Annotated in this window: 23 protein-coding genes and 1 tRNA gene; 12 read left to right on the top strand and 12 right to left on the bottom strand. The window is 64.9% G+C overall.

Features of this window, described 5'->3' with window-relative positions:
- Positions 1-239 precede the first annotated feature (239 nt).
- The 6 genes from HU230_RS15760 (at position 240) to HU230_RS15785 (ending at position 5375) form a co-directional block, all read left to right on the top strand.
- Positions 240-2741: a lytic transglycosylase domain-containing protein gene (locus HU230_RS15760; RefSeq protein WP_224943305.1), complete on the top strand. Its 2502-nt coding sequence runs from the start codon at positions 240-242 to the stop codon at positions 2739-2741.
- Positions 2742-2991: 250 nt separating this feature from the next.
- Positions 2992-3085, top strand: a tRNA-Ser gene (locus HU230_RS15765).
- Between the two features lie 199 nt (positions 3086-3284).
- The gene (locus tag HU230_RS15770) at positions 3285-3566 is read left to right on the top strand and encodes a hypothetical protein (protein ID WP_176530894.1); all 282 of its coding nucleotides are present in this window, start codon (positions 3285-3287) and stop codon (positions 3564-3566) included.
- A 101-nt stretch (positions 3567-3667) separates the two neighbouring features.
- Positions 3668-3895 carry a DUF3606 domain-containing protein gene (locus HU230_RS15775; RefSeq protein WP_176530893.1) on the top strand — a complete coding sequence of 76 codons (228 nt, stop codon included), beginning with the start codon at positions 3668-3670 and terminating at the stop codon, positions 3893-3895.
- A 492-nt stretch (positions 3896-4387) separates the two neighbouring features.
- On the top strand, positions 4388-4960 hold the full coding sequence (locus HU230_RS15780; RefSeq protein ID WP_224924455.1) for a hypothetical protein: 573 nt from the start codon (positions 4388-4390) through the stop codon (positions 4958-4960).
- Positions 4961-5093: 133 nt separating this feature from the next.
- Positions 5094-5375, top strand: a complete 282-nt coding sequence (locus tag HU230_RS15785; protein ID WP_176530891.1) for a hypothetical protein — start codon at positions 5094-5096, stop codon at positions 5373-5375.
- A gap of 50 nt (positions 5376-5425) precedes the next feature.
- Here HU230_RS15785 and HU230_RS15790 read toward each other — a convergent pair whose 3' ends face one another.
- Together HU230_RS15790 and HU230_RS15795 are read right to left on the bottom strand one after the other, a co-directional pair.
- Positions 5426-5650, bottom strand: coding sequence for a hypothetical protein (locus HU230_RS15790; protein WP_176530890.1), 225 nt, complete (start codon positions 5648-5650; stop codon positions 5426-5428).
- 772 nt (positions 5651-6422) lie between these two features.
- On the bottom strand, positions 6423-7328 hold the full coding sequence (locus HU230_RS15795) for a DMT family transporter (protein ID WP_176530889.1): 906 nt from the start codon (positions 7326-7328) through the stop codon (positions 6423-6425).
- 111 nt (positions 7329-7439) lie between these two features.
- On the opposite strand from HU230_RS15795, the gene HU230_RS15800 reads away from it, so the two are divergent.
- Positions 7440-8213 (top strand): AraC family transcriptional regulator, encoded by a 774-nt coding sequence (locus tag HU230_RS15800; RefSeq protein WP_224924456.1) that lies wholly within the window; start codon positions 7440-7442, stop codon positions 8211-8213.
- A gap of 21 nt (positions 8214-8234) precedes the next feature.
- On the opposite strand, the gene gcvA is transcribed toward HU230_RS15800, so the two are convergent.
- A complete protein-coding gene (gene gcvA, locus HU230_RS15805) occupies positions 8235-9137 on the bottom strand; it encodes a transcriptional regulator GcvA (protein WP_207829937.1) in 903 nt (300 codons plus the stop codon).
- A 195-nt stretch (positions 9138-9332) separates the two neighbouring features.
- Between gcvA and HU230_RS15810 the strand changes: the two genes are divergently transcribed.
- From HU230_RS15810 to HU230_RS15825, 4 genes are all read left to right on the top strand, one after another.
- Entirely contained in the window at positions 9333-9839 is a 507-nt protein-coding gene (locus HU230_RS15810) for a PaaI family thioesterase (RefSeq protein WP_176530888.1), read from the top strand.
- The gene (locus HU230_RS15815; protein WP_224924457.1) at positions 9836-11098 is read left to right on the top strand and encodes an MFS transporter; all 1263 of its coding nucleotides are present in this window, start codon (positions 9836-9838) and stop codon (positions 11096-11098) included. The genes HU230_RS15810 and HU230_RS15815 overlap by 4 nt, the downstream gene beginning before the upstream one ends.
- 68 nt (positions 11099-11166) lie before the next feature.
- Positions 11167-11889, top strand: coding sequence for an AraC family transcriptional regulator (locus HU230_RS15820; RefSeq protein WP_176530887.1), 723 nt, complete (start codon positions 11167-11169; stop codon positions 11887-11889).
- A gap of 73 nt (positions 11890-11962) precedes the next feature.
- Positions 11963-12727, top strand: a complete 765-nt coding sequence (locus HU230_RS15825) for a sulfite exporter TauE/SafE family protein (RefSeq protein ID WP_176530886.1) — start codon at positions 11963-11965, stop codon at positions 12725-12727.
- A gap of 96 nt (positions 12728-12823) precedes the next feature.
- Here HU230_RS15825 and HU230_RS15830 read toward each other — a convergent pair whose 3' ends face one another.
- The 7 genes from HU230_RS15830 to gatC form a co-directional block, all read right to left on the bottom strand.
- Positions 12824-13090: a hypothetical protein gene (locus tag HU230_RS15830; protein ID WP_021078341.1), complete on the bottom strand. Its 267-nt coding sequence runs from the start codon at positions 13088-13090 to the stop codon at positions 12824-12826.
- 1492 nt (positions 13091-14582) lie between these two features.
- The gene (gene gatB, locus HU230_RS15835; protein WP_176530885.1) at positions 14583-16070 is read right to left on the bottom strand and encodes an Asp-tRNA(Asn)/Glu-tRNA(Gln) amidotransferase subunit GatB; all 1488 of its coding nucleotides are present in this window, start codon (positions 16068-16070) and stop codon (positions 14583-14585) included.
- A gap of 118 nt (positions 16071-16188) precedes the next feature.
- A complete protein-coding gene (locus tag HU230_RS15840) occupies positions 16189-17550 on the bottom strand; it encodes a patatin-like phospholipase family protein (RefSeq protein WP_176535000.1) in 1362 nt (453 codons plus the stop codon).
- A gap of 176 nt (positions 17551-17726) precedes the next feature.
- Positions 17727-18008, bottom strand: a complete 282-nt coding sequence (locus HU230_RS15845) for a hypothetical protein (RefSeq protein WP_176530884.1) — start codon at positions 18006-18008, stop codon at positions 17727-17729.
- Between the two features lie 3 nt (positions 18009-18011).
- Complete coding sequence (gene gatA / locus HU230_RS15850; protein ID WP_176530883.1) at positions 18012-19487, bottom strand: Asp-tRNA(Asn)/Glu-tRNA(Gln) amidotransferase subunit GatA; 1476 nt, start codon at positions 19485-19487, stop codon at positions 18012-18014.
- Positions 19484-19726, bottom strand: a complete 243-nt coding sequence (locus HU230_RS15855; RefSeq protein WP_176530882.1) for a hypothetical protein — start codon at positions 19724-19726, stop codon at positions 19484-19486. Before HU230_RS15855 ends, gatA begins: the two co-directional genes overlap by 4 nt.
- A 23-nt stretch (positions 19727-19749) precedes the next feature.
- Positions 19750-20037 (bottom strand): Asp-tRNA(Asn)/Glu-tRNA(Gln) amidotransferase subunit GatC, encoded by a 288-nt coding sequence (gatC, locus tag HU230_RS15860; RefSeq protein WP_092114784.1) that lies wholly within the window; start codon positions 20035-20037, stop codon positions 19750-19752.
- Positions 20038-20397: 360 nt separating this feature from the next.
- Here gatC and HU230_RS15865 point away from each other — a divergent pair, with 360 nt between their 5' ends.
- Positions 20398-20574, top strand: coding sequence for a hypothetical protein (locus HU230_RS15865; RefSeq protein WP_176530881.1), 177 nt, complete (start codon positions 20398-20400; stop codon positions 20572-20574).
- Between the two features lie 29 nt (positions 20575-20603).
- On the opposite strand, the gene HU230_RS15870 is transcribed toward HU230_RS15865, so the two are convergent.
- A complete protein-coding gene (locus tag HU230_RS15870; protein ID WP_176530880.1) occupies positions 20604-20918 on the bottom strand; it encodes an NIPSNAP family protein in 315 nt (104 codons plus the stop codon).
- A gap of 102 nt (positions 20919-21020) precedes the next feature.
- On the bottom strand, positions 21021-22097 hold the full coding sequence (locus tag HU230_RS15875) for an NAD(P)H-dependent flavin oxidoreductase (protein ID WP_176530879.1): 1077 nt from the start codon (positions 22095-22097) through the stop codon (positions 21021-21023).
- Between the last annotated feature and the right edge of the window lie 13 nt (positions 22098-22110).

Below are 22110 nucleotides of genomic sequence, written 5' to 3' on the forward strand. Positions count from 1 at the left end.
TCCGTGCAACCGGCACCCGGTTGATGCGAAACGCCATGAAGGGCAATTCATATCGGGTCTGCCCCGCAGGCGAAAGGGCCGTACCGAACCTATTCCCAGCCGGTTCCAGCCGCGATTTTGCCGTTGTGCTGGCGCAAACAGCCGCACCGGCAGGCTTCTTAGTATTTTGTCTACGTTTTCAATCAAATAAGAACCCATGGCCCAACCGACCAGATGATTCGGGGCCGCAGAGGACTTCTGTGATCCGTTCCGCCCGCGCAGGCACTTTGCGATCGACGGCGCTGGCGACGAGCCTGGCGCTGGTCGTCGGCCTTGCCGCCATCACGGCCGACGCATGGGCCGCCGAGGATGTTCCAGCCGCGAAGCCGGCTACCCAGGATGCTGCTTCCAAGACAGCTGCCTCGAAGAATGCGGCTTCCAAGGGCGCTTCCAAGACCGACGCTTCCAAGTCCGGCACCTCGAAGGCACACGCTTCAAAGCCAGCCGACGCCAAGAACGGCGACACCAAGACCAGCGCTGCCAAGGCGGATGCCGCCAAGACGACATCTTCGAAGTCCGGCGCGGCGAAGACCGACGGCGCCAGGGCCGCGCCTTCCAAGACTGACGCTTCGAAGGCCGCCGCGTCAAAGAGCAGCACGTCCAAGCTCACTACGACGAAGCCCACTGCGGCAAAGACCACCGCGTCGAAGCCCGCTGCTCCGGCTGCGACAGGAAGTCTGCCGAACAAGCCGACGCCCATCCGTGCCGCCGCCCCCGCGCTGGTTCCGGCGACCCGCCAGCATGCCGCGCCGATCGCGCGCAAGCCGGTGCTGCCTGCGGCGGTAGCTGCGACATCGTCGACGTCGCAGTCCGACAAGGAAGCGCTCGCGAGCGTCGTCGAGCTGTTGCGCAAGCGCAAGCCGGCGGACGCCACCGAGGCCGAGGCTTCGATCTCCGATCCGGTTGCGCGCAAGCTTGCCGAATGGCTGATCCTGCGCAGCGAGGACAATGGCGCCTCGGTCGAGCGCTACCGCGCCTTCCTTGACGCCAATCCGAGCTGGCCCTCGCAGACCTTCCTGCGCCGCCGCATCGAGGCCTCGCTATGGGATGACCATCGCGACGATTCCGCGGTGTGGGCCTGGTTCCAGAATGAATCGCCGGTCTCGGCCAAGGGCCGGCTCGCGCTTGCCAAGGTGATGATCGGACGCGGCGACCGCGGCAATGCCGAGCGGCTGGTGCGCGAAGCCTGGCGCAACGACCCGATGAGCGAGGACACCGAAACCACTGCGCTCGATCTGTTCGGCTCGTTCCTGACCGCCGGCGACCACAAGGCGCGCATGGACACCATGCTCTACGGCACCGACAACGAAGCCGCCGGCATCCGCGCGGCCAGGCGTCTCGGTTCCGGCTATCTGGCGCTCGCCAAGGCGCGCATCGCGGCCAACCGCAAGGGCTCGAACCTGCGCGCGCTACTCGAAGAGGTGCCGCGCGAACTCTCCGGCGACACCGGCTATTTGTTCGCCAAGATCCAGCTGCTCCGCCGCGAGGAGAAGTTCACCGAAGCCGCGCAGCTGATGCTGAGCGCGCCGAAGGACGCCGCGCGGCTCTTCAACGTCGACGAATGGTGGGTCGAGCGCCGCCTGCTGGCGCGCAAGATGATCGACGTCAACGAGTTTCGCACCGCCTATCTGATCGCGCGTGATGCGGCGCTGCCCGCCCGCGACATCTACAAGACCGAGCAGGAATTCACCTCGGGCTGGATCGCGCTGCGCTTTCTCAACGACCCCGCCCTCGCCGCCCAGCATTTCGCGCGGATCGGCGTCGGCAGCGCCAACCCGACCGCGCTGGCGCGTGCCGGTTATTGGCAGGGCCGCGCCGCGGAGGCCGCCGGCCGCGGCCAGGAGGCGCGCGCCGCCTACGCACGCGCAGCCGAGCAGTCGACCAGCTATTACGGCCAGCTCGCGCGCGCCAAGCTCGGCCTGCCGCAGATCGAATTGAACAGCGCGCCGCGCGGCCGCGGCGCCGACCGCCTGGAAATCGTGCGCGCGGTCGGGCTGCTCTACGAAATCGACGCGCGCGAGCTCGCGATCCCGATCTTCGGCGACATGGGCGACAATGGCGATCCGGAAGCGCTCGCCGGGCTCGGCGAGCTCACCGCGCGCCATGGCGATGCCCGCGGCATGCTGCTGATGGGCAAGGCCGCGCTCAATCGCGGACTGCCGTTCGACCACTACGCCTACCCGGTGAACGGCATTCCATCGTTCCGCCAGGTCGGACCGGAGGTCGAGCAGAGCGTCGTCTACGCGATTGCGCGCCAGGAGAGCGCGTTCAATCCGGCGGTGGTGTCGCCGGCCCAGGCCTACGGCCTGATGCAGGTGACGCCGGACGCCGGACGCTATGTCTGCAAGCGCGCCGGTATCGGCTTCGACCTCAACCGGATGAAGACCGACCCGGTCTACAACGCGATGCTCGGCGCGGCCGAGCTCGGCGGCCTGCTCGAGGACTATCGCGGCTCCTACATCCTGACCTTCGCCGCCTACAATGCCGGCCGCGGCAGCGTGAAGAAGTGGATCGAGCGCTACGGCGACCCGCGCGATCCCAAGGTCGACGCGGTCGACTGGGTCGAGCTGATTCCGTTCTCGGAGACGCGGAACTACGTCCAGCGGATCATGGAGAACCTGCAGGTCTACCGCGCCCGCTTCGGCGGCGGCACCAGATTGCAGATCGACGCCGACCTGCGCCGCGGCGCCAGCGTGGAATGAGCCGGCGCGGCCGGTTTTCAACAGCCTTGCGAGGGGCCACGGTTAGCCCTGCGCAGATCTCGACCTAACTTATTGTTATAGCTTGCATTTCCTGCGCTCACCTGAGCCATCGCACCGGAATCGGCGCGCAATATAAAGGCTCCGTGCCCGCTCCCGGGCCGCCGGCGGCACAGCTGCCACCAAATCACCTTGCCGCAAACTGAATCTGCCGCTTGCGGCTTAGCGCCCTCTCGGGCATATCGGCGCCATTGGAGACGTGGCCGAGTGGCTGAAGGCGGCGGTTTGCTAAACCGTTATAGGCTTGTAAAGGCCTATCGAGGGTTCGAATCCCTCCGTCTCCGCCAGTCTCATTGACATCATTGAAATTTCTGGAAAATCGCTGTTCAGCGCACGAGCGGCTGCACAAGCCGCCTTTGGCCTGAACCGGCAGTCACCTCCGCGTGAACGAAACATCATTCCCGGCACGTTGAAGCGAGCGCGAAACAAACCGCGCGCAGGATCGTCCCGTGTTTTTCATCACCTGAATATTTCCGGAGTAAAGCCATGCAGCAGGACAGTGGCATTCAATTCCAGGATATCGACCAGGTTTTGCGTAACGCCCAGCTTCGCCGATCCGCCGATTTGACTCCCTGGTTACGGCAGCGCTTCTCATCCAAGGCAGGCAGACTCGTCATCGCAACTTCGCTGGCTTGCATGGTTGTCGTGCTGGCGATCGTTGCCGCCCCACGGCCCGTCTCGAGCGCTACGCTTGGCAGCGATTGGCAATGTAGCAAGGCAGCGTTTGTCTTGACGACCTGTCGTCAAACCGATCCTGCGCGCTCATAGCAAGGGGCCTCGTCGTTGAAGGAACGCTACCCCTGGCCGGGCGTTGCGTAGGCGGCGACGGCCCGCTCGCGAGGGCAACCGGTCCCCTCGTCGACCGATCGATGTCGACGCAATGCCGCAACATCGCGAGCAACATGTCCTTTGTGAGCCAAGTTTCCATGAACAAGCGCAGGCAAACCTATTCTCGCAATTCGCTGGATCTGCGCGACAAGGTCCAGGTCAAAGTATTGAGGAAGCGCCTCAAGGTCTCCGATCAACAGTTTGCTTCAATCGTTCGAAAATCGGGCCCCTCGATTGCCGCTATCACCAAGGAAGCAAAGGTGACCTGATCCAACACCTCGAAGGGGCCGGACGGTCGCGACGGCAATTGGCTGGCGAAACCATTTGGCCGGCGACGCCGTAGCTCGACAGCTAGCCCATTCTTCCATTTTGGCACCGCGGGCCGGCTGAGGCCGTTCGGTCTATCCCAGTCACGAACGGCCTCACTTTTGAGTCCATCAATGAAATGCGTCAGCGTCTACGCGATCGATGATCGAGCCTTGAGGCTTGAGGTGATTGTGGCGGCTGGCGTAGCCACGGAGCCGGATGAGGGTTAGAGCCGAGGTGGAAGTCGCAGCTTCCCCTCGGCTTGATTATTTGGCATCAAATAGTCATGAAGCCCGCACGAAGTATCCGCCGGCTTGTCGAGATCGGGCTGAAGGCGAAGAAATAAGATGGATGGCCCGAGTCGCGGTCTCAGGTTAGCGGTCTCCTTCGCACTGGCTATTGTCCTGCCTGCTGCTCAGACACCGCCAACAGTGCATTCGCGGGACGCGCGTCGCGTGGTTGACAAGGAATGTCGCGATGTCTTGCCCGCGCAGGCAAAGATACGGGCATGCCTCAACCTGCTGAGCGATCGACGACTGTCGACTGCCTATATCGCGCCGATCAACAACGAAATATCGAGCACCTTCCAAAGCCTGCGCGACTACGACAACGCCATCAAATACAAGAAGATCGAAATTGAACGCGCACAGAGCGCGGCGAAGCAGCCTGCTTCTTCGGCCGAAGCACTTCCTGCAAGTTTCGGCGCGATGTCTCAACGGTACACGGAGCTCGGAACACTCCAGGCGCTCAATCGCCTGGCCAACATCGACAGTCAATCGGATGATGCGCGCCGAGGCGCCACTGAGGAGCAAAGCAACTACACCCTGGCGCTTCAGTACAACCCGATGAACTACAGGGCATATCGATACCGGGCTGAAATTCACAGCCTGTTCTGCGATAGCGCGTCTGCCTCGCAGGACATGGAGGCCGCGGTCAGGTTTGCGGAAGAATCCGGAGATCAGAACGCCGCTCGAGACTACAGGCGCGTCACGCTAACCGCTTGCATTCCGGCTTGGCGCCGAGAATAGCAAGACCCATCAGACTTACGCCCCGACCGTATTCTTACGGACCCGCTCCTGGCAGGCGACTTGCGATGTATCCGTGAATAGTTCGGCGCCAGCTGTTCGCGGTGTGCCGAACTCGGACATTCGGAGCACGCACATGAACATGCATCATCGTTTTGAGACAGCTCGCGCAAGCACCGGACGAGAGTCGACGGTCAGGAAGATGCTGTCCGATCTTGTCCTGGCCTGCCAGCAGATCGAAGCCGACATTGCGACCGAAGAAGCGCGCGCGGGAATCTATGACCAATCGGACGCAAGGTATCCGACCCTGGCAAGGTCGCTCAATGAGCGGTACGACAATCTCAAGGGAACCATCGCCACGCTCGAAATGCGTGTCACCGAGAGATCTCAGCAGAAGCTGGTCACCGGCGCAGCGTAGCTCGGTCCCCGAGAAGCAAAGGGGCCCGCTGGAAGCGAGCCCCTGGCTGCTTACTGCACCGGGAAGCACTGCCGCTTGCTGTTGTTCGGGCAGTAGAAGCAGACCTTCGAGGAACAGCCCGACAGGTCTCCAGCCTTGTTCAGGGTATAGTTGCATCCTGCGGTTCTGTCGCACGCCTTCACGACTGCTCCGATGGGGGCGGCAAAAGCCGACTGACCGAACGTGAACAGAGCAATCGCAGTTGCGACGGCGAAGCCCAGTGAAATTGCACGCATGATTTACCCTCCTCCACAATTGGGCTGACGCACCATTGCATCGCCTTGGTCGAAACACTCGCAGAACGGCTCCGGAAGTGATGTGAGGCGGGTCACTCAGGTACGCCGGAGCAGCCCTGGAACGATCACCCTCGCCACCGAAACGCCAGCGCGGGCAGCGTGATCGACGTGATGGAGCTGCGGCGCCGACCGACGTCAGCCGCTACCACGTGTGGATGGATCGAGATTTCGGTTCTCGCCCGGCGGGATCGGCCCGAAGCCGGGATATCTGTACCCGCCAGGCACGACCACCTCTTCGCTCGGACGGATGATGAGGTGCTGTCGCACGCGCCGGTGATGCGCAGCGGCCGCGTCGGCAACCGCACTCCACAGGATCACAAGAGGCAACGTCAAGACCAAGGCAACACGCATGGCGATCACTCCGTTTCACCGAACAAGTGACCGCCGACCGCGGCGTTCTATTCTGCCCCGGCCTTTCACATGTGATCAAAACCGCGAGATCGTCGATGTAGAGCCTGCGCGTGATCACGCAGCGTGAGCCCGCCCGCCGGACGGCGTACGCCCAAGCTGGGCGACGATAATGTCCCCTCCAACGTAGTTCGCGATGAAGACCCTGTCGCAGAAGGCCGAATAGAACACGGCCGTTGGACTCCAGACAGGCAGTTCGACGTCGATCTCAAGCGGCACCGCGGTGCAGTTATGCGGGCACGATGTCGCGACGCCAGCCCGGCGAGAAATAGATCAGACATCGCTTTGACGACAGGTCACATGCTCAGGCACGCTGCGCGCGCAACAGCGGCCGCGGAAAGGCCTGCGCGCAGGCGACGCCGAGCAGTGCGAGGCCGCCGCCGATGACGTGAAACGTCCTGACCGGCTCACCCAGCAGCACGATCCCGGCCGCGGCCGTCAGCACCGGCAACAGGTTCATGAAGATCGCGCAGCGGTTCGGGCCAAGCTGCGCGACCCCGCGGATCCACAGGAACGGCAGCACCACCGAGGCCAGCGCGCCGGCATAGACGATCAGCGGCCAGGTCTCGGCGTTGACCTGCCGCAACGGCGCCGGCGTCGCGAGGAAGGCGGGAAACATCACGGCCAGCGCGCACAGCGCCTGCATGTAGGTCGATTGCCATCCGGTGATCGGCAAATTCCAGCGCTTCAGGAGCACGCCGTACAGCGCGTAGACGATCGCGGCGAGCAGCATCAGTGCGTCGCCAGCATGCACGCCGTTCTGCAGCAGCGACGACAATTCGCCGCCGCTGACGAGATAGACGAGGCCTGCGAACGACAGCGGCGCGCCGCAGACCATGCCAAGCGTCGGCTGCTCGCCGAGCAGCGCGGCGCTGAGCGCGACCGTCAGTAGCGGCGTCAGTGCGGTGAACACGGCCATGTTGGTCGCAGTCGTGGTCTCGGCGGCGAGATACGACAGGCTCTGGAACAGGCACATCGCAAGGAAGCCAAGGATCGCGAGCGGCCCGAGATGCGGCCAGATCGCGCGGCGATTGCGCCAGGCGGCGCGTGCCACGAACGGAGACATCAGCAGCACCGCGACCAGCAGGCGATAGAAGGTGATCGCCTGCGGACCGATCGTGTGGGCCGACAGACGCGAGACAATGACGTTGCCGGCCCATAGCACGATGGCAACGAAGGGATAGAGAAGTGCAGCATTCTTCTTGAGCATGACCTGGCAGCGCATTGGTGAAGGACACACCAGCAACTACTTGTCGCGCCGAAGTCCGTCTCACGCTAGAATGACCTCACCTAGCGAGATTGGGACATGCGAGACTAAGACGTGTTGGACGAGCTGATCACACGGCACCTCGATTATCACGCCACGGCGCGGCCGATGGCGGCGATGGAAATCGACTATCCGAGCGGCACATCGACCGGCCTGCATGCGCATCCGCGCGGCCAGCTGCTCTATGCGATCGAGGGCGTGATGATCGTGCGCTGCGCCGAGGGCACCTGGGTGGTGCCGCCCAATCGCGCGGTGTGGCTGGTGGCCGGTCTCGCGCACGAGGTCCGGATGTGCGGGGCGGTCAAGATCCGCACTGTGTTCGTGGACAGCGACGCGGCTCCCAATCTGCCGCAGACCAGCTGCGTGTTCACGGTCTCGCCGCTGCTGCGCGAATTGTTCGTCGCCGCGATGGGTGTGCCGCTGGATTATGCGCCTGCGACGTCCGACGAGCGCCTGATGCGCGTGCTGCTCGACCAGCTGCGCGAAATCGATGTGCTACCGCTGCATCTGCCGATGCCGCGCGACGAAAGGCTCGCGCGGATCTGCGCGGCGCTGGTGGCCCGCCCCGACGACGCCTCCACCGCCGAGCACTGGGCGCGCCGGCTGAAGCTGACGTCGAAGACGATCCATCGTCTGTTCCCGCGCGAAACCGGCATGACGTTCGGCGAGTGGCGTCAGCAGGCCCGCTTGCTGTTCGCGCTGGAACGCCTCGCGCGCGGCGCGCGGGTGGTCGATGTCGCGCTCGATGCCGGCTATGCCAGCCAGAGCGCCTTCACCGCGATGTTCCGCAAGCATTTTGGTGTGCCGCCGAACGCGTTCTATCGGTAGGCCGTCGCGGCGGCGAGATAGCTAGCGCTCCGCAGGCACTGACTGCGCCACCGGCCCCAATATCCATTCCCTGAACGCCGCGATCTTCGGAAGCCCCTGCCGGTTGTCGGGGCAGACGAGATAGTAGGCGAACTCCTCCAGATGCGCGGTGTCAAGCAACTGGATCAGCTCGCCGCTCTCGATCTCGTTTGCGACCATCGCCGCCGGCAGCAGGCCTGCGCCCTGGCCGGTCAGCACGGCTTTCAGGAGCAGACCGCTGTCGTCGAACGAGGGACCACGCGGTGTGCGCACCTCCGTGATGCCGTTGGCCTGAAACCACAGGCTCCACCCCTTGCGATCGGCATCATGCACCTGCGGCCAGCCCGCAAGCTCTGTGGGAGATGCGGGCCGCCCGAGACGCGCAACCAGCGACGGCGAGGCGACCGCCACCATCTCGACCGTGACGACGCGGTCGCTGCGCAGCCCCGGATAGCGGCCGAGGCCGTGGCGCACCGCGACGTCGATTCCGCTGCGCGAGAAATCGACCAGCGTGTTGCTGGTGACGATCTGCAGATCGATCTCGGGATGCGCGCCCTGAAACGACGCCATGCGCGGCACCAGCCAGGCCGACGCAAAGAACGGCGTGACGCTCACCGTCAGCGTACCGACGTCGACCGACGCAGCAACGCGGCGCGAGGCCTCCGCGATCTGGCGAAACGCATTGCGGATCGACGGCAGATAGTCGCGCCCGGCGTCGGTGAGATAGATGCCCCGCGGCACCCGCTCGAACAGCTTGACGCCGAGATGGGCTTCCAGCGTCTTGAGCATCTGGCTGACTGCACCCGGCGTCACGCACAGCTCCTCGGCCGCGAGCTTCACCGAGAGATGGCGGGCGGCGGACTCGAACGCCTTGAGCGCGTTCAGGGGTGGAAGCCGGCTCTCCATGATTTAGATATTCTAATCTCAATCGCGCAGCAAATCTGGTTTGCCAATGGCGCCTTCCTGGCGCTCAATCAGCCTATCGTAACGCTGAGAGCCGCGTCAACTCAGAGAAATCCGGGCCAATGGAGTTAGTTTTTCTAATCTTTTCTACAGCTCGCGACAGCGGCTCCCGGTTCCCTGATGGAGCCAGGACAGGACATGACCGAGGTCCCAAATAGACTCGCCCTGCACGGGACCGGTGCAGGCAGCGATATCCGCCAACGCGTCGACCGCATCAACGCGTCGCAAGCCGGCAGCCTGCCCGGCCTGCTGGACTTTCAATGGCTCGAAGCCGAACGCGGCCTCATCCGCGGCCGCTTCGAGATTGCCGCGAAGCACTTCTCGCCGCACGGGCTCTTGCACGGCGCAAGCATCGTCGCGCTGGCGGATAGCGCCTGCGGATTCGGCTGCCTCGCCTCCCTGCCGGACGGCGCGATTGGCTTCGCGACCGGCGAGTTGAAGACGAACTTCATCGGCGCCGCGCGCGAAGGCGGCGTCAGCTGCGAGGCGCGCCTCGTTCATGCCGGGCGCACGACCCAGGTGTGGGATGCCGAGATCCGCCGCGAGGCGACCGGCGAGGCCATCGCCCTGTTTCGCTGCACGCAGATGCTGCTCTATCCGCCGGCCAAGGCGGGCGGCGGCGCATCACAGGGAGAACGATCATGAGGAACGCCGTCATGCACGCCGGTTATCGGAGAGCAAAGCCGTTCTATGGCTGGTATGTCGTCGCAGCCGCCTTCGTCGTGACGCTCGTCGGCTTCGGCAGCGCCTACACGTTCTCGTCCTTTGTCGAGTCGTTGCAGCGGGAGTTCGGCGCCTCGCGCGGCTCGGTCTCGCTGGTGTTCTCGTTCGCGGGCTTCCTGTATTTCGGACTCGGCATCGTCTCCGGCCCGCTTGCCGACCGCTGGGGCGCCCGCAGGCTCGCTGGCCTCGGAATGGCGCTGGTCGGTCTCGGCATGGTGCTGGCGGGACAGGCGCAGACCATCCTCCAGGTCTATGCCGCCTACAGCATCGGCATCGGTGCCGGCGTCGGTTGCGCATACGTTCCGACCTTGGGCGCCGTGCAACGCTGGTTCGTCAGGCGACGCGGTTTTGCGTCAGGCCTCGCCGTCAGCGGGATCGGGGTCGGGACACTGGTGATGCCGCCGCTCGCGACCTGGCTGATCACGAGCCTCGGCTGGCGCGAAGCCTACGTCGTGTTGGGCGTCGTCGCTGCCGTCGCCGGGATCGGAGCATCGCTCCTGATCGCCGACGATCCGCGCCGCCATGGCACCGGACCGGATGGCGATCCGCTCGAAGCAGTCTCGGGCGCGCCGCTCCGTCAGGGCGTCTCGATCCGCGGCGCGGTCAAGACCGCCCGCTTCGCCGGGCTCTATGCGGCCTGCCTGATCAGCGCGTTCGGGGTGTTCGTGCCCTTCGTGCACCTGGTGCCCTTTGCCGTCGACCATCAGGTCGCGCCGACGCTTGCCGTGCTGCTGCTCGGAATGATCGGCGTCGGCAGCACCGCCGGCCGGTTCTTCCTCGGCGGCATCGCCGATCGGGTCGGCCGCGATGCGTTCCTGATTGCGATGTATCTCGGCATGGCCGTCTCGCTGGCGATCTGGGCAATCGCCGGCAGCTTCTGGTCGCTCACGGTCTTTGCGCTGCTGTTCGGTTTGTTCTATGGCGGCTGGGTGGCGATCCTGCCTGCTGTGGTCACCGACCATTTCGGCGGCCGCAATGTCGGCGGCATCATCGGCATCCTCTACACCAGCGTCGCCGTCGGCACGCTGCTGGGCCCGAGCGCTGCCGGCTTTGCGTTCGACGTCAGCCACAGCTATTTCATCCCGGTGGCGATCAGCGCAGCCGCCAACCTCGTCGCCGCCGTCATCGCCGTCGCGACGATGCGAACGGCCTCGCCGATGGCTTCAGTCGCGCAGAGGTGACGTCCCATGACAGTCGGTGACCCCCGTGCTACGTTCGGGGATCACCCACCCATCGGTTCGAGACCTCTGTGATCACCCGGTTCGCCATGACCAACGCCTGGAACTACCGGCGCGCCACCAACGACGACATCGTCGAGCTGGCGGCGTGGCGCGGTGCCGGCTCGCTCGCCCTCAGGCCGCACTTCCATGACGAGAACCAAATCGTGCTGGTGCTGTCGGGATCGCGCGCCTTTCGCATCGACGACGCGACCGTCACGGTGCCGGCGGGCCATGCCGCGCTCATCCCGGCGGGAATGCTGCATACACCGATGGCGACACCGGGCGCGGAGATGGTTTGCCTGAATGCCTATGTTCCGGCGGGCCGCGCCTGCTCGTCGCTCCGGATCATCAATGTCGGGGACCGCTGGCGGAGCATCGACGAGATATCGCCCAAGCATATCGGCGAGATCGCCAACGACACGCTGTCGCGCGAGCCGTCACGCCCGGCCGGGTGCATCGACAGTGCGAAGCTCGGTACCGCCTTGACGGAGAGCGTCGAGCCGATCGGCGAGATTGCCGCCAGCTTCGGGCGAAGCCGCGAAGGGTTCAGCCGCATGGTGAGGCGCGAGCTCGGCGTCGCGCCGCATACCTTCCGCCTGCTCGCCCGGCTCAATCTTGCCCGACAGTTGCTGCGCGCCGGCGAGCCGATCGCAGCCGTTGCGGCGGATGCGGGCTTTTCCGACCAGAGCCATCTCACCCGCCTGTTCCGCCACACCTTCGGCACGACGCCGGGCGTCTACTGGCGCGATTGAAGCGGCGTCACAGACGTTCCAGACCGGCCGGCGCTCGGCCCGCTAGGCTGCTCACCCTGCAAAGGGGTGAAGGATGGATACCGGAACAAGTCTTCTGCTGCTCGCAGCCGGCGGCGCGGGGGGCATCATCAATGCATTGGCGGGCGGCGCGACGCTCATCACCTTTCCGGCGATGCTCGCCGCAGGCTTGCCCGCCGTCATCGCCAATGCATCGAATGCGGTGGCGATCTCGCCGGGGCATTTGATCGCAGCCCTCGCCGATCGCGGCAAGCTGCCGCCGCCGACGCGGCGCACGATCAGCTTCGTCGCCGTCTCCACGGTTGGCGGCGCAGCCGGTGCCAGCGTCCTTTTGCTGCTTCCCGAGCGGCTGTTCGTCCTGCCGGTGCCGGCCCTGATCGCATTCGCAACGCTGCTGTTTGCCTTCGCACCACAGATCCAGGGATGGACCGTCGGGCACCAGAAGGCAGCGGCTCTGCCCTCGACCGGCGCGAGCAGTGCCGTGCTCGGATTGGCATGTGTCTATGGAGGGTTCTTCGGCGCCGGGCTCGGCGTCATCTTGACCGCGGTGCTCTCGATCACGGAACCCAACGACATCAGGGCGATCAAGGCATTGAAGAACCTGCTGGCGACCTGCGTGTCGCTCGCCGCCACACTGATCTTCATCGTGCAGGGAGCGGTACGGTGGCCGGAGACCTCTCTGATGCTGCTCGGCGCCATGATCGGCGGCTATACAGGAGGCCACCTGATCCGGATCCTGCCGGCTCGCATGGTCCGGCGGTTCGTCATCGCCGCCGGAGCATTGATGACCGTGATCTACGCGGCGCGCTACTGGTTCTAGATGGAGCGAGGGAGCCGAGGCTCCCAGCTCGAGCTGTGCGTTTTCGAGCGAAGTGGATTACCGGTTCGCGTGAAGAAAACGCGTCAAAACGAAAACTTAGTGCGTCGTCATCCAGGCGCGGGCTTCGCGCTGGGCGGCAGCGATCTCGACGTCGGACATCTGCTCGGCGACTTCGCGGCGGTGCGCGATCGCGTCGGTACGTCCCTTGAGCGCCGCCAGGTTGAACCATTTGTGCGCCGCGACGAGGTTGACCACGCCGGAGCGGCCGCTCGCCCAATACATGCCGCGCTCGAACAGCACGTCCTGGATTGCAGTCGCAGCAACCGGGACAGCGCTTTCCTGATCGATGACCCCCTGAAACATTGTCGTCATTCCCCTTTTTGTTGTTGGCCGCCCTCCCCCGAGCGCGGCCCCCGTCCACTGTTAAGCTACCCTGTCATTCCCGGGCTGATCCTTTGGATCACCGCGCGCCGTTTGCCGGCTTGTTGGGATGATCATGGCCCATCAAATTTGAAGAGCGGTTTAAGTATCGCGATGAACGGGATGTAAATCGGCCCGCCCGGAGCGCTCCCCGGAATCGCAGAAGTGCCTGTGCCGCAGGCATTTCCGTGCATTCGTGAACGCCGGTTTACCCTGGTGTTTCGGACAACGATAACCATGGCGGGCAATGGCCGCGGGCACCGGCCGGTCCCGGCCGCCGGCGCATGTGATCAATCGATGAGTTGACGGCGCGCTGGCAGGCCTGGCGGACGGTCCACGGAGCCGCGGTACGGTCGCGCGCGCAAAGGTACGCGAGGCCGTGAGGCCCGACGTCGATCCAGAAAATGGGATGTGGAAAGTGGCTGCCGGGCGCGGACTGCGCGGGCCGCCGGAACGAGGGGGTCGGCGAACACGTCAGGACCAGATTTCAGCTCGGCATTGTCGCCGGTGAAATTGCGGAACCAAGCGGGCTCCGCACCGAACGAAGAAATCTCTGTTTCTTCTGCCGGACCGCTTTTGGGAGGGTTGCCCTCTCCGAAATTCGATCCAGCCGTTTGACCTGATGTCTCGCCGACACCCTCTTTCGTCAGCCAGAGCCTTGGGGTGGGAGGTGCCTCTCAGCAGTCCGTCCGCTGGCTCTCGCGACGTGCCGGCATCAAGCCGCCGGCAATCCTCTCAAGGCGAGAGGCTTACTTCTTCTTGGCGACCTTGCGGGTCTTCTTCGCAGTCTTCTTCACTGCGCTCTTCGCCTTCTTCGCCTTCTTTGCCTTCTTAGCCATGTTGCCCTCCAGTATGTGAGATGGCTCTCGCTGCGTGCACTCGGGAATCGATATGCACTACTTCCCGAATACACCAACAGACCGAAAAAAACAGTGTCCCGCTTAAGGAAGTGTTGACGCAGCGGTGGCAGTGCGCACAGCGCGCGGCGCCGATCAAATCGGCATTGCATTCACGCGACGATACAAGAAATGCAGCAACGGCCGACATCGGCATTTGTCAACGTTGCAGGAAACGCCTGTATTGCAGGCATTTCTTGAATTCGCATTCGAACGATCGACGCGCGATCGTCATTGCGTTGAGTCGCAAGCTGTGACGAAAAGCGGCGCGTCGCGAACGCCGAGTCGTAATTTTTGGCAACGAAAAAATTTTCGTGGGTAAGACCGCTTTTGCCTCGTTTGAGGTCACCGGGACCGGATTCGCGAACGAATCGCAGCTTCGCCGATTCGGCGCGGAAGGCGTCAGCGCGACCGTCGAGGGAGGGTGTGAGGCAAGATCACGCCGCGTTCACGCGCGCGCGACGACGCCGATGGCGACGGTCGCGAGAGCATGATCCGACTGGATCATGCGCCAAGGACAACATCATTGTCCTGTTCGTTTAGACGCCGAGCTTGGACTTCAAGAGCTCGTTGACCGCCTTCGGGTTCGCCTTGCCGCCCGACGACTTCATTACCTGACCGACGAACCATTGAAGGGCTGCGGGCTTCGCCTTCGCCTGCTCGACCTTGTCGGGATTGGCCGCGATGATGTCTTCGACCACCTTTTCGATCGCGCCGAGGTCGGTGACCTGCTTCATGCCGCGCGCCTCAACGAGCGCGCGCGGTTCGCCACCCTCCCGCCAGACGATCTCAAACAAGTCCTTGGCGATCTTGCCGGAAATCGCTCCCTCGCCGATCAGATCGACGATCGCGGCGAGTTGCTCCGCCGACACCGGCGAGGCTGCGATCGCGACGCCTTCCTTGTTGAGACGGCCGAACAGCTCGTTGATCACCCAGTTGGCGGCAAGCTTGCCGTCGCGCGCCTTGTCGGCGAGACGAGCGAGCACCGCCTCGTAGAACTCCGCGCTCTCGCGCTCGGCGACCAGCACGCTCGCATCATAGGGCGACAGGCCGAAGCCCGTAATAAAACGGGACTTCTTCTCGTCCGGCAGTTCCGGCAGCTGCGCCTTGAGTTCGTCGACGAAGGCCTGGCTGAATTCGAGCGGCAGCAGATCGGGATCGGGGAAGTAACGGTAGTCGTGCGCCTCTTCCTTGGAGCGCATCGAACGCGTCTCGCCCTTGTTCGGGTCGAACAGCCGGGTTTCCTGGTCGATCGAGCCGCCGTCCTCGATGATCTCGATCTGGCGCCGCGCCTCGTACTCGATCGCCTGGCCGATGAAGTTGATCGAGTTCATGTTCTTGATTTCGCAGCGGGTGCCGTACGCGGTCTCGCCGTAACGGCGCACCGAGACGTTGACGTCGGCGCGCAGGCTGCCCTTCTCCATGTCGCCGTCGCAGGTGCCGAGGTAGCGCAGGATCGAGCGCAGCTTGGTGACGTAGGCCTTGGCCTGCTCGGCATCGCGGATGTCGGGCTTGGAGACGATCTCCATCAGCGCGACCCCGCAGCGGTTGAGGTCGACATAGGACATCGTCGGCGACTGATCGTGCAGCAACTTGCCGGCGTCCTGTTCCAGATGCAGCCGCTCGATCCCGATCGTGACGCTGCGGCCGCCATCGAGCTCGAGCACCACCTCGCCCTCGCCGACGATCGGCGACTTGTACTGGCTGATCTGGTAGCCCTGCGGCGAGTCCGGATAGAAATAGTTCTTGCGGTCGAACACCGAGCGCAGGTTGACCTGCGCATTCAGCCCGAGACCGGTGCGCACCGCCTGGCGGACGCACTCCTCGTTGATCACGGGCAGCATGCCCGGCATCGCGGCATCGACCAGCGAGACGTGGGAGTTGGGCTCGCCGCCGAACGCGGTCGACGCGCCGGAGAACAGCTTCGCGTTCGAGGTGACCTGGGCATGGACCTCCATGCCGATCACGACCTCCCAATCGCCGGTGGCGCTCTTGATTAGCTTGTGAGGGGCAGCAGATGCGGTCATGGATCTCGGTTTCCGGACAAGTGATATCTGGGATCGATTGGGCTTCGCGCAACCGATCGCGCCAGTCAAGCCGCCTTGCAGTCCCCTTGCAGCCCGTACCGGCGCATCGGGGCGGAGATCAGAGACCGCGCCGGAACTGCTGGTAGGCCTTGCTCGAGCGCAGCGCGTCCGCGCCGCCGGTGATCAGCTGGTCGACCTGCTCCGGCGGCAGCGAAAGCCGCGTCGGGATGGCGTTCAGGATGCCGGCGCGCTCCGGTCCGAACCGGTCGAAGCCGAGCCGCTCGACATAGATCGCGACGTCGCCGCACTTCCAGCCGGCGCCGACGCCGAGCCTGGCGCGATCCGCCGCCGACAGGCCGCAGCGCCAGTGCTTCAACTTGCCGGACCAGTCGTTGGCGAGCGACGTGAAGGCGGCGTAGCTCGAGCGCACGCTGGCATCGATCGCGGTGTCGGCGGCCGCGGACACCAGCTCGACACCACTCGGCCCTTCGAGCGTCTGCACGAAATCGCCGGAGATGCCGCGGCCGGCATCGACCACCAGGAACAAGATGCGCCTGAGCTTGGCCGCCTGCCGTTCGCTCAGCGGCTCGTAGGGACGTTGCGCGGCAAGCAGGCCGATGCTCAGCCCCGACAAGCCGTAATTGTCGACGAGGCCGCCATCGAGCAGCTTGACGTAGCGCATCGAGCCGCCGCGGTAACGCGCCTGGGCCTCGGCATAGGAGCGCAGCAGCGGCTGCGCGTTCGGATCGTTGCGCACCCGATCGAGCCAGGACGGCAGCGGCGCAGCGCAGCCACCGGGATAGGTTTGCAGCACGATCGGGGCGAAGGCCAACGGCACCGCGGCGGACGCCGCCACCGCTTCGGCGACACGATAGGAGCGGATGTCGCTGCACAGCGCATCGAACGACGTCTTGCCGAACACGAACGGCGTGCGGTTGTAGATGTCGGACGCGTTGATCCACACCCGCGGCCGGCGGTCGTCCGGCAATGCCTCGAACCGCGCGCCGTCGAACAGGTTTTGATCGAGCCAGTCGGTGAACTGGCTGTCGTTGACGCCGCCGCCCAGCGCGCGCCCGATATTGCCGAGCGAGATCCTGGTCTTCAGTCCCTCCTCGGCATTGCGCAGCAGGAAACGTTCGCGGAAATCGTCGAGCGCCGCACGCCGCTTCAATCCGAAATAGGCCGCGGTGACCGATCCGCCGGAGACGCCGGAGACGAAGTCGACACGGTCGAGCAGCGTCTTGGTGCCGGCGGCGCTGGAGCGCACACGGTCGAGCTCCTCCAGCACGCCGAACGAAAACGCCGCCGCGCGCGTGCCGCCGCCGGAGAACGACAGCGCAAGCAGCAGATCGTCTTCATAAGCCGGAATATCGCTGACACCGTTGGTGTCGGCAGCCGCGTTGCCGAGCGGCACATTGCCCGGGAGATTGTAGACGGTTGCGCAGCCGGCCAGGCCCACCGCGACCGCAGCCACCAGCAACGCTGACAGCCATCCCCCTATGCCCGACCCACGCACGAATACTCTCTTTGCCGCTGGCCCCCGCCCGGTTCCACCAGCCTATCACGGCCAATCTGGGCGGCGGCATGGCGGCCGAAACAGGGTTAATGCTCGCGGTGCCAAGACACCGCACAAGACACCGACCTGGCACCGGTATTTCAGACCAAGAGCGCGGAGACGATCCGCTCCCACTCAGCCTCAACAGTATCGCTCGCGACGGGTTGGCCGGCCCGGCGATACCAGTAGCCGGCATTGCCGAGATCGCCCTCGACGCGATGCAGATAGGCATGCACCCAGGCCGAATAGGCGTCGCTCTCGTCCTGCACGATCTTGTGCGCCTGATCCCAATCGCCCTTCCTCGCCCACCACAACGCCGCGAGCGGCGGCGACAGCGCCGCATCAGGCGCGGCGTTAGCGAGACTGGCGCGGAAATCCACCATCGCTCACCACCATTTTGGCGCCGGGAAGCGGCCGGCCGCCTGCTCGATCACCTCGCCGAGCGAGAACAATGTCTCCTCGTCGAACGGACGGCCGATCAGTTGCAGGCCGAGCGGCAGCCCTTGCGTGTCCTTGCCCGCGGGCACGGCGATGCCCGGCAGGCCCGCCATGTTCACGGTCACCGTGAAGATGTCGTTGAGATACATCTCGACCGGATCGGCGCCGCCCTTCTCGCCGATGCCGAACGCCGCCGACGGCGTCGCCGGCGTCAGGATCGCATGCACGCCCTTGGCGAAGCAGTCCTCAAAGTCCTTCTTGATCAGCGTCCGCACCTTCTGCGCACGCAGATAATAGGCATCGTAGTAACCGGCCGAGAGCACATAGGTGCCGATCAGCACGCGGCGACGCACCTCGTCGCCAAAGCCGTCGGCGCGGGAGTTCTCGTACATCTCGATGATGTTCTTGGCCGGCTCGCGCAGCCCGTAGCGTACGCCGTCATAGCGCGCGAGGTTCGACGAGGCCTCCGCCGGTGCCACGATGTAATAGGCCGGCAGCGCGTATTTGGTGTGCGGCAGTGACACCTCGACGAGCTCGGCGCCCGCCGCCTCCAGCCACTGCGCGCCCTCGCTCCAGAGCTTCTCGATCTCGGCCGGCATGCCGTCGAGGCGATACTCCTTGGGGATGCCGATCTTCATGCCCTTCACGGACTTGCCGATCGCTGCCTCGTAGTTGGGCACGGCGATGTCGACCGACGTGGTGTCCTTGGGATCATGCCCCGCCATCGAACGCATCAGGATCGCGGCGTCGCGCGTCGTGCGCGCGATCGGGCCGGCTTGGTCGAGCGAGGATGCAAACGCCACGATGCCCCAGCGCGAGCAGCGGCCGTAGGTCGGCTTGATGCCGACGGTCGCGGTGAACGCGGCGGGCTGGCGGATCGAGCCGCCGGTGTCGGTCGCGGTCGCACCCATGCAGAGCAGTGCCGCCACGGCCGACGCCGAGCCGCCGGACGAGCCGCCCGGCACCAGCGTGGTGTTGGAGCCTTTGCGCCGCCACGGGTTGGTGACCGGGCCGAAGCACGAGGTCTCGTTCGACGAGCCCATCGCGAACTCGTCATTGTTGAGCTTGCCGAGCAGCACCGCGCCGTCGCGCCAGAGCTGCGAGGTCACCGTCGACTCGTAGGGCGGAATGAAATTGCCGAGGATCTTCGAGCACGCGGTGGTTCGGATATCGCGGGTCGCGAACAGGTCCTTGATGCCGAGCGGAATGCCGGCCAGCGGCCCGCCCTCGCCCTTTGCAATTTTCTCGTCGGCCGCCCTGGCCATCTCGCGGGCGCGGTCCGGCGTCTCGAGCACATAGGCATTGAGCACGCGCGCGGCCTCGATGGCGGCAAGATGCGCGTCAGTCAGTTCGCGGGCGGTGAAAGACTTGCTCGCCAGGCCCTCGCGGGCGTCGGCGATCGTCAGCGATGTCAAATCGGTCATTTATTGATCGGGCTGCAGAAGAACGGAGACAGGGTCTTGTCGTTGGCGGGGTCGTCCTGCCGGGGGCTCATATTTCTCTGGGCATTTTCCCTGGCGCGGGCGGCATCGAGCCCCTCGAGATGGTCGAGCACCGCGTCCATCGCCGCATTGGGGTCGGCGACCTTCCCCTTGCGCTCCATCGCATCGAGGAAGTCCATATAGGCCTTGTAGGCCTTCTCATCGTCGCAGAGCAGACACATCGCCATCGTCCCAGAACAGAGAACTACTCGACCACCTTCGGCACCAGGAAGAAGTGGTTGGTCGTATCGGGCGCATTGCGGACGATGTCGTCGGCAATCTCGCCGTCATTGACCACGTCGGCGCGCTTCTTCATCTCCATCGGCGTCACCGAGGTCATCGGCTCGACGCCGTCGATATTCACCTCCGACAGCTGCTCGACAAAGGCCAGCATCGCGTTCAGCTCGCCCTGGAGATGGGGAACTTCCGCGTCGCTGACCGCAATCCGCGCCAGATGCGCGATGCGGCGGACGGTTGTGGCGTCGACGGACATTATATGGGGCCTCGGGGCTGAAAGGTCAGCCCGCCGTATAGCAGAGGCCGGTTTTGCGCCGCAACCGCGCGAATCCCTCAGCCCCGGGGCTTCGGCACCTGCCGGGCACCCGGGCGAGACATTCTGGCGCGCATTCGGGCCGCAAAAGCCTGCGACGAAACCACTTTGCGGCTGCCACGAAGTGGTGGCGAAACATTCAGGGCGCCTACTCCCTCCAAATAGAAAAGTTCGGAGTGCGTCATGCAAACGCTGGAAAGCCGCCCCCGATCGGAGGGCTGGGATCCCGCCCTGTGGTCGATCGGCACGGTGCTGGGGATCGCGATCCTTTACGTGGCCTGTCTGGTCTGAGCGAGGCGAACGATGGCCATGTCCCAGGCAAAAGCTCTGCAGGAAAAGGCCGAGATGTTCGAGCGCCGCGCCGAAAGCGCCGCGGATCCGATCTCCCGGCAACATTACAAGGAAATGGCCGCGCATTATCGCAGGCTCGCGACCGAGCACCTGGAGATCAACCAGAGCGAGCCCGCGCGTCAGGCCTGAGACAGAGCGATCCGGCCTGCCACGGTCGGCTAGGCCGGCATCGGCAGCAATGGCCGAAAGAACGACCGCTCATAGCGGACGAAGCAGCGCGTCTCCCTCGCGAAGGCGATGGCCTTCTGAACGTCCGGATCGAGCGCTGAGTCCTTGCGGTACTGTTCGTAGGCCGCAAGGCTCGGAAAGCTGAAGATCGCCAACGCGACGTCGCTTGCTCCCTCGGAAGGCAGGAAATAGCCGTGATGAGTGCCGCCAAACCGCGGCACCAGTTCCAGCCACATCGCACCATAGGCCTCGAATTCGGCGAGCTTGTCCGCGCGGACTTCGTATCGCAGATAACAGGTGATCATGCCGTGGTGCTCCTGCGCCAATTGAACTGCCGTCTCTCGATAACCGGATATCGGAGGCGGAAGTCCGGGGCATACACCGAAATTGCGCTGGCGGAGGTGAAATCAGCCCGCCATCTTGCCCATCCGCGCCAGTGCGGCGCCGGCCAGCGCGCGGGTCAGCTCGGCGGCCGGCATCTCCTTGCCCATTCGCACCGCCTGCCCGGCCCAGAGGTTGGTGAAATCGACCTTGCCCTGTTTTTCGGCAGCCACCTTCAGCGGCCCGAGGGCGGTCGCCGCGTGCGGGAACGCCGGCGCGTCCGGCGAAATCGGACCGACCTCGCGCATCACGCGGTTGGCGACGCCGCGCGCCGGGCGGCCGGTCATCACATTGGTGATCACGGTCGATTCATCGCTCGCCTGCGCCAGCGCCACGCGGCCCGCCGCGCTGACCTTGGATTCCGGGCAGCGCAGGAACGCGGTGCCGATCTGCACAGCGGATGCGCCGAGCGCAAAGGCCGCGGCGATCCCGCGACCGTCCGCGATGCCACCGGCCGCGACGACCGGCACCTTCACCGCATCCACCACCTGCGGCAGCAGCGAGAACGTGCCGGGCTGCTCGGCGATATCATCGGTCAGGAACATGGCGCGATGGCCGCCGGCGTCGGCGCCTTGCGCGATGACGACGTCGGCACCGTTCTCCTCGAGCCAGATCGCCTCCTTCACTGTTGTCGCCGACGACATCACGATCGCGCCCGCGGCCTTCACCCGCTGCAACAGTTTTGGCTCCGGCAGGCCGAAATGGAAGCTAACGACCTCGGGCTTCAGCTCCTCGACGACGGCGCAGAATGCCGCGTCGAATGGCGCGCGGTTCGCCGCGTTGATCGGCTCATCCGGATCGAGGCCGTGTTCGCGATAGTAGGGCCCGAGCCGCTGCCGCCATTGCGCCTCGCGCGCCGGATCGGCGTCGACTGCCTTGTGGCAGAAGAAGTTGAGGTTGACCGGCGTAGACACGCGCTGGCGGATGATGTTGACCTGCTCACGCGCCTTCTCGGCCGAGAGCATCGCACATGGCAGCGAGCCAAGCCCGCCGCCCTGCGCCACCGCGATCACTAGCTCCGCATCCATCACGCCGGCCATCGGCGCCAGCACGATCGGGAATTCGGTTTTGAAACGATCGATCAATCGACGGTCCGGCCACATGGTCTGTCTCGCG

Source organism: Bradyrhizobium quebecense, from assembly GCF_013373795.3.
Taxonomy (GTDB): Bacteria; Pseudomonadota; Alphaproteobacteria; order Rhizobiales; family Xanthobacteraceae; genus Bradyrhizobium; species Bradyrhizobium quebecense.

Coding starts and splice junctions, on each gene's coding strand:
- HU230_RS15770 (WP_176530894.1), top strand. CDS start 3,285: ATGCAGCAGGACAGTGGCATTCAATTCCAGGATATCGACCAGGTTTTG.
- HU230_RS15775 (WP_176530893.1), top strand. CDS start 3,668: ATGTCGACGCAATGCCGCAACATCGCGAGCAACATGTCCTTTGTGAGC.
- HU230_RS15785 (WP_176530891.1), top strand. CDS start 5,094: ATGAACATGCATCATCGTTTTGAGACAGCTCGCGCAAGCACCGGACGA.
- HU230_RS15790 (WP_176530890.1), bottom strand. CDS start 5,650: ATGCGTGCAATTTCACTGGGCTTCGCCGTCGCAACTGCGATTGCTCTG.
- HU230_RS15795 (WP_176530889.1), bottom strand. CDS start 7,328: ATGCTCAAGAAGAATGCTGCACTTCTCTATCCCTTCGTTGCCATCGTG.
- gcvA (WP_207829937.1), bottom strand. CDS start 9,137: ATGGAGAGCCGGCTTCCACCCCTGAACGCGCTCAAGGCGTTCGAGTCC.
- HU230_RS15810 (WP_176530888.1), top strand. CDS start 9,333: ATGACCGAGGTCCCAAATAGACTCGCCCTGCACGGGACCGGTGCAGGC.
- HU230_RS15815 (WP_224924457.1), top strand. CDS start 9,836: ATGAGGAACGCCGTCATGCACGCCGGTTATCGGAGAGCAAAGCCGTTC.
- HU230_RS15825 (WP_176530886.1), top strand. CDS start 11,963: ATGGATACCGGAACAAGTCTTCTGCTGCTCGCAGCCGGCGGCGCGGGG.
- HU230_RS15830 (WP_021078341.1), bottom strand. CDS start 13,090: ATGTTTCAGGGGGTCATCGATCAGGAAAGCGCTGTCCCGGTTGCTGCG.
- gatB (WP_176530885.1), bottom strand. CDS start 16,070: ATGACCGCATCTGCTGCCCCTCACAAGCTAATCAAGAGCGCCACCGGC.
- HU230_RS15845 (WP_176530884.1), bottom strand. CDS start 18,008: ATGGTGGATTTCCGCGCCAGTCTCGCTAACGCCGCGCCTGATGCGGCG.
- gatA (WP_176530883.1), bottom strand. CDS start 19,487: ATGACCGATTTGACATCGCTGACGATCGCCGACGCCCGCGAGGGCCTG.
- HU230_RS15855 (WP_176530882.1), bottom strand. CDS start 19,726: ATGTGTCTGCTCTGCGACGATGAGAAGGCCTACAAGGCCTATATGGAC.
- gatC (WP_092114784.1), bottom strand. CDS start 20,037: ATGTCCGTCGACGCCACAACCGTCCGCCGCATCGCGCATCTGGCGCGG.
- HU230_RS15865 (WP_176530881.1), top strand. CDS start 20,398: ATGGCCATGTCCCAGGCAAAAGCTCTGCAGGAAAAGGCCGAGATGTTC.
- HU230_RS15870 (WP_176530880.1), bottom strand. CDS start 20,918: ATGATCACCTGTTATCTGCGATACGAAGTCCGCGCGGACAAGCTCGCC.
- HU230_RS15875 (WP_176530879.1), bottom strand. CDS start 22,097: ATGTGGCCGGACCGTCGATTGATCGATCGTTTCAAAACCGAATTCCCG.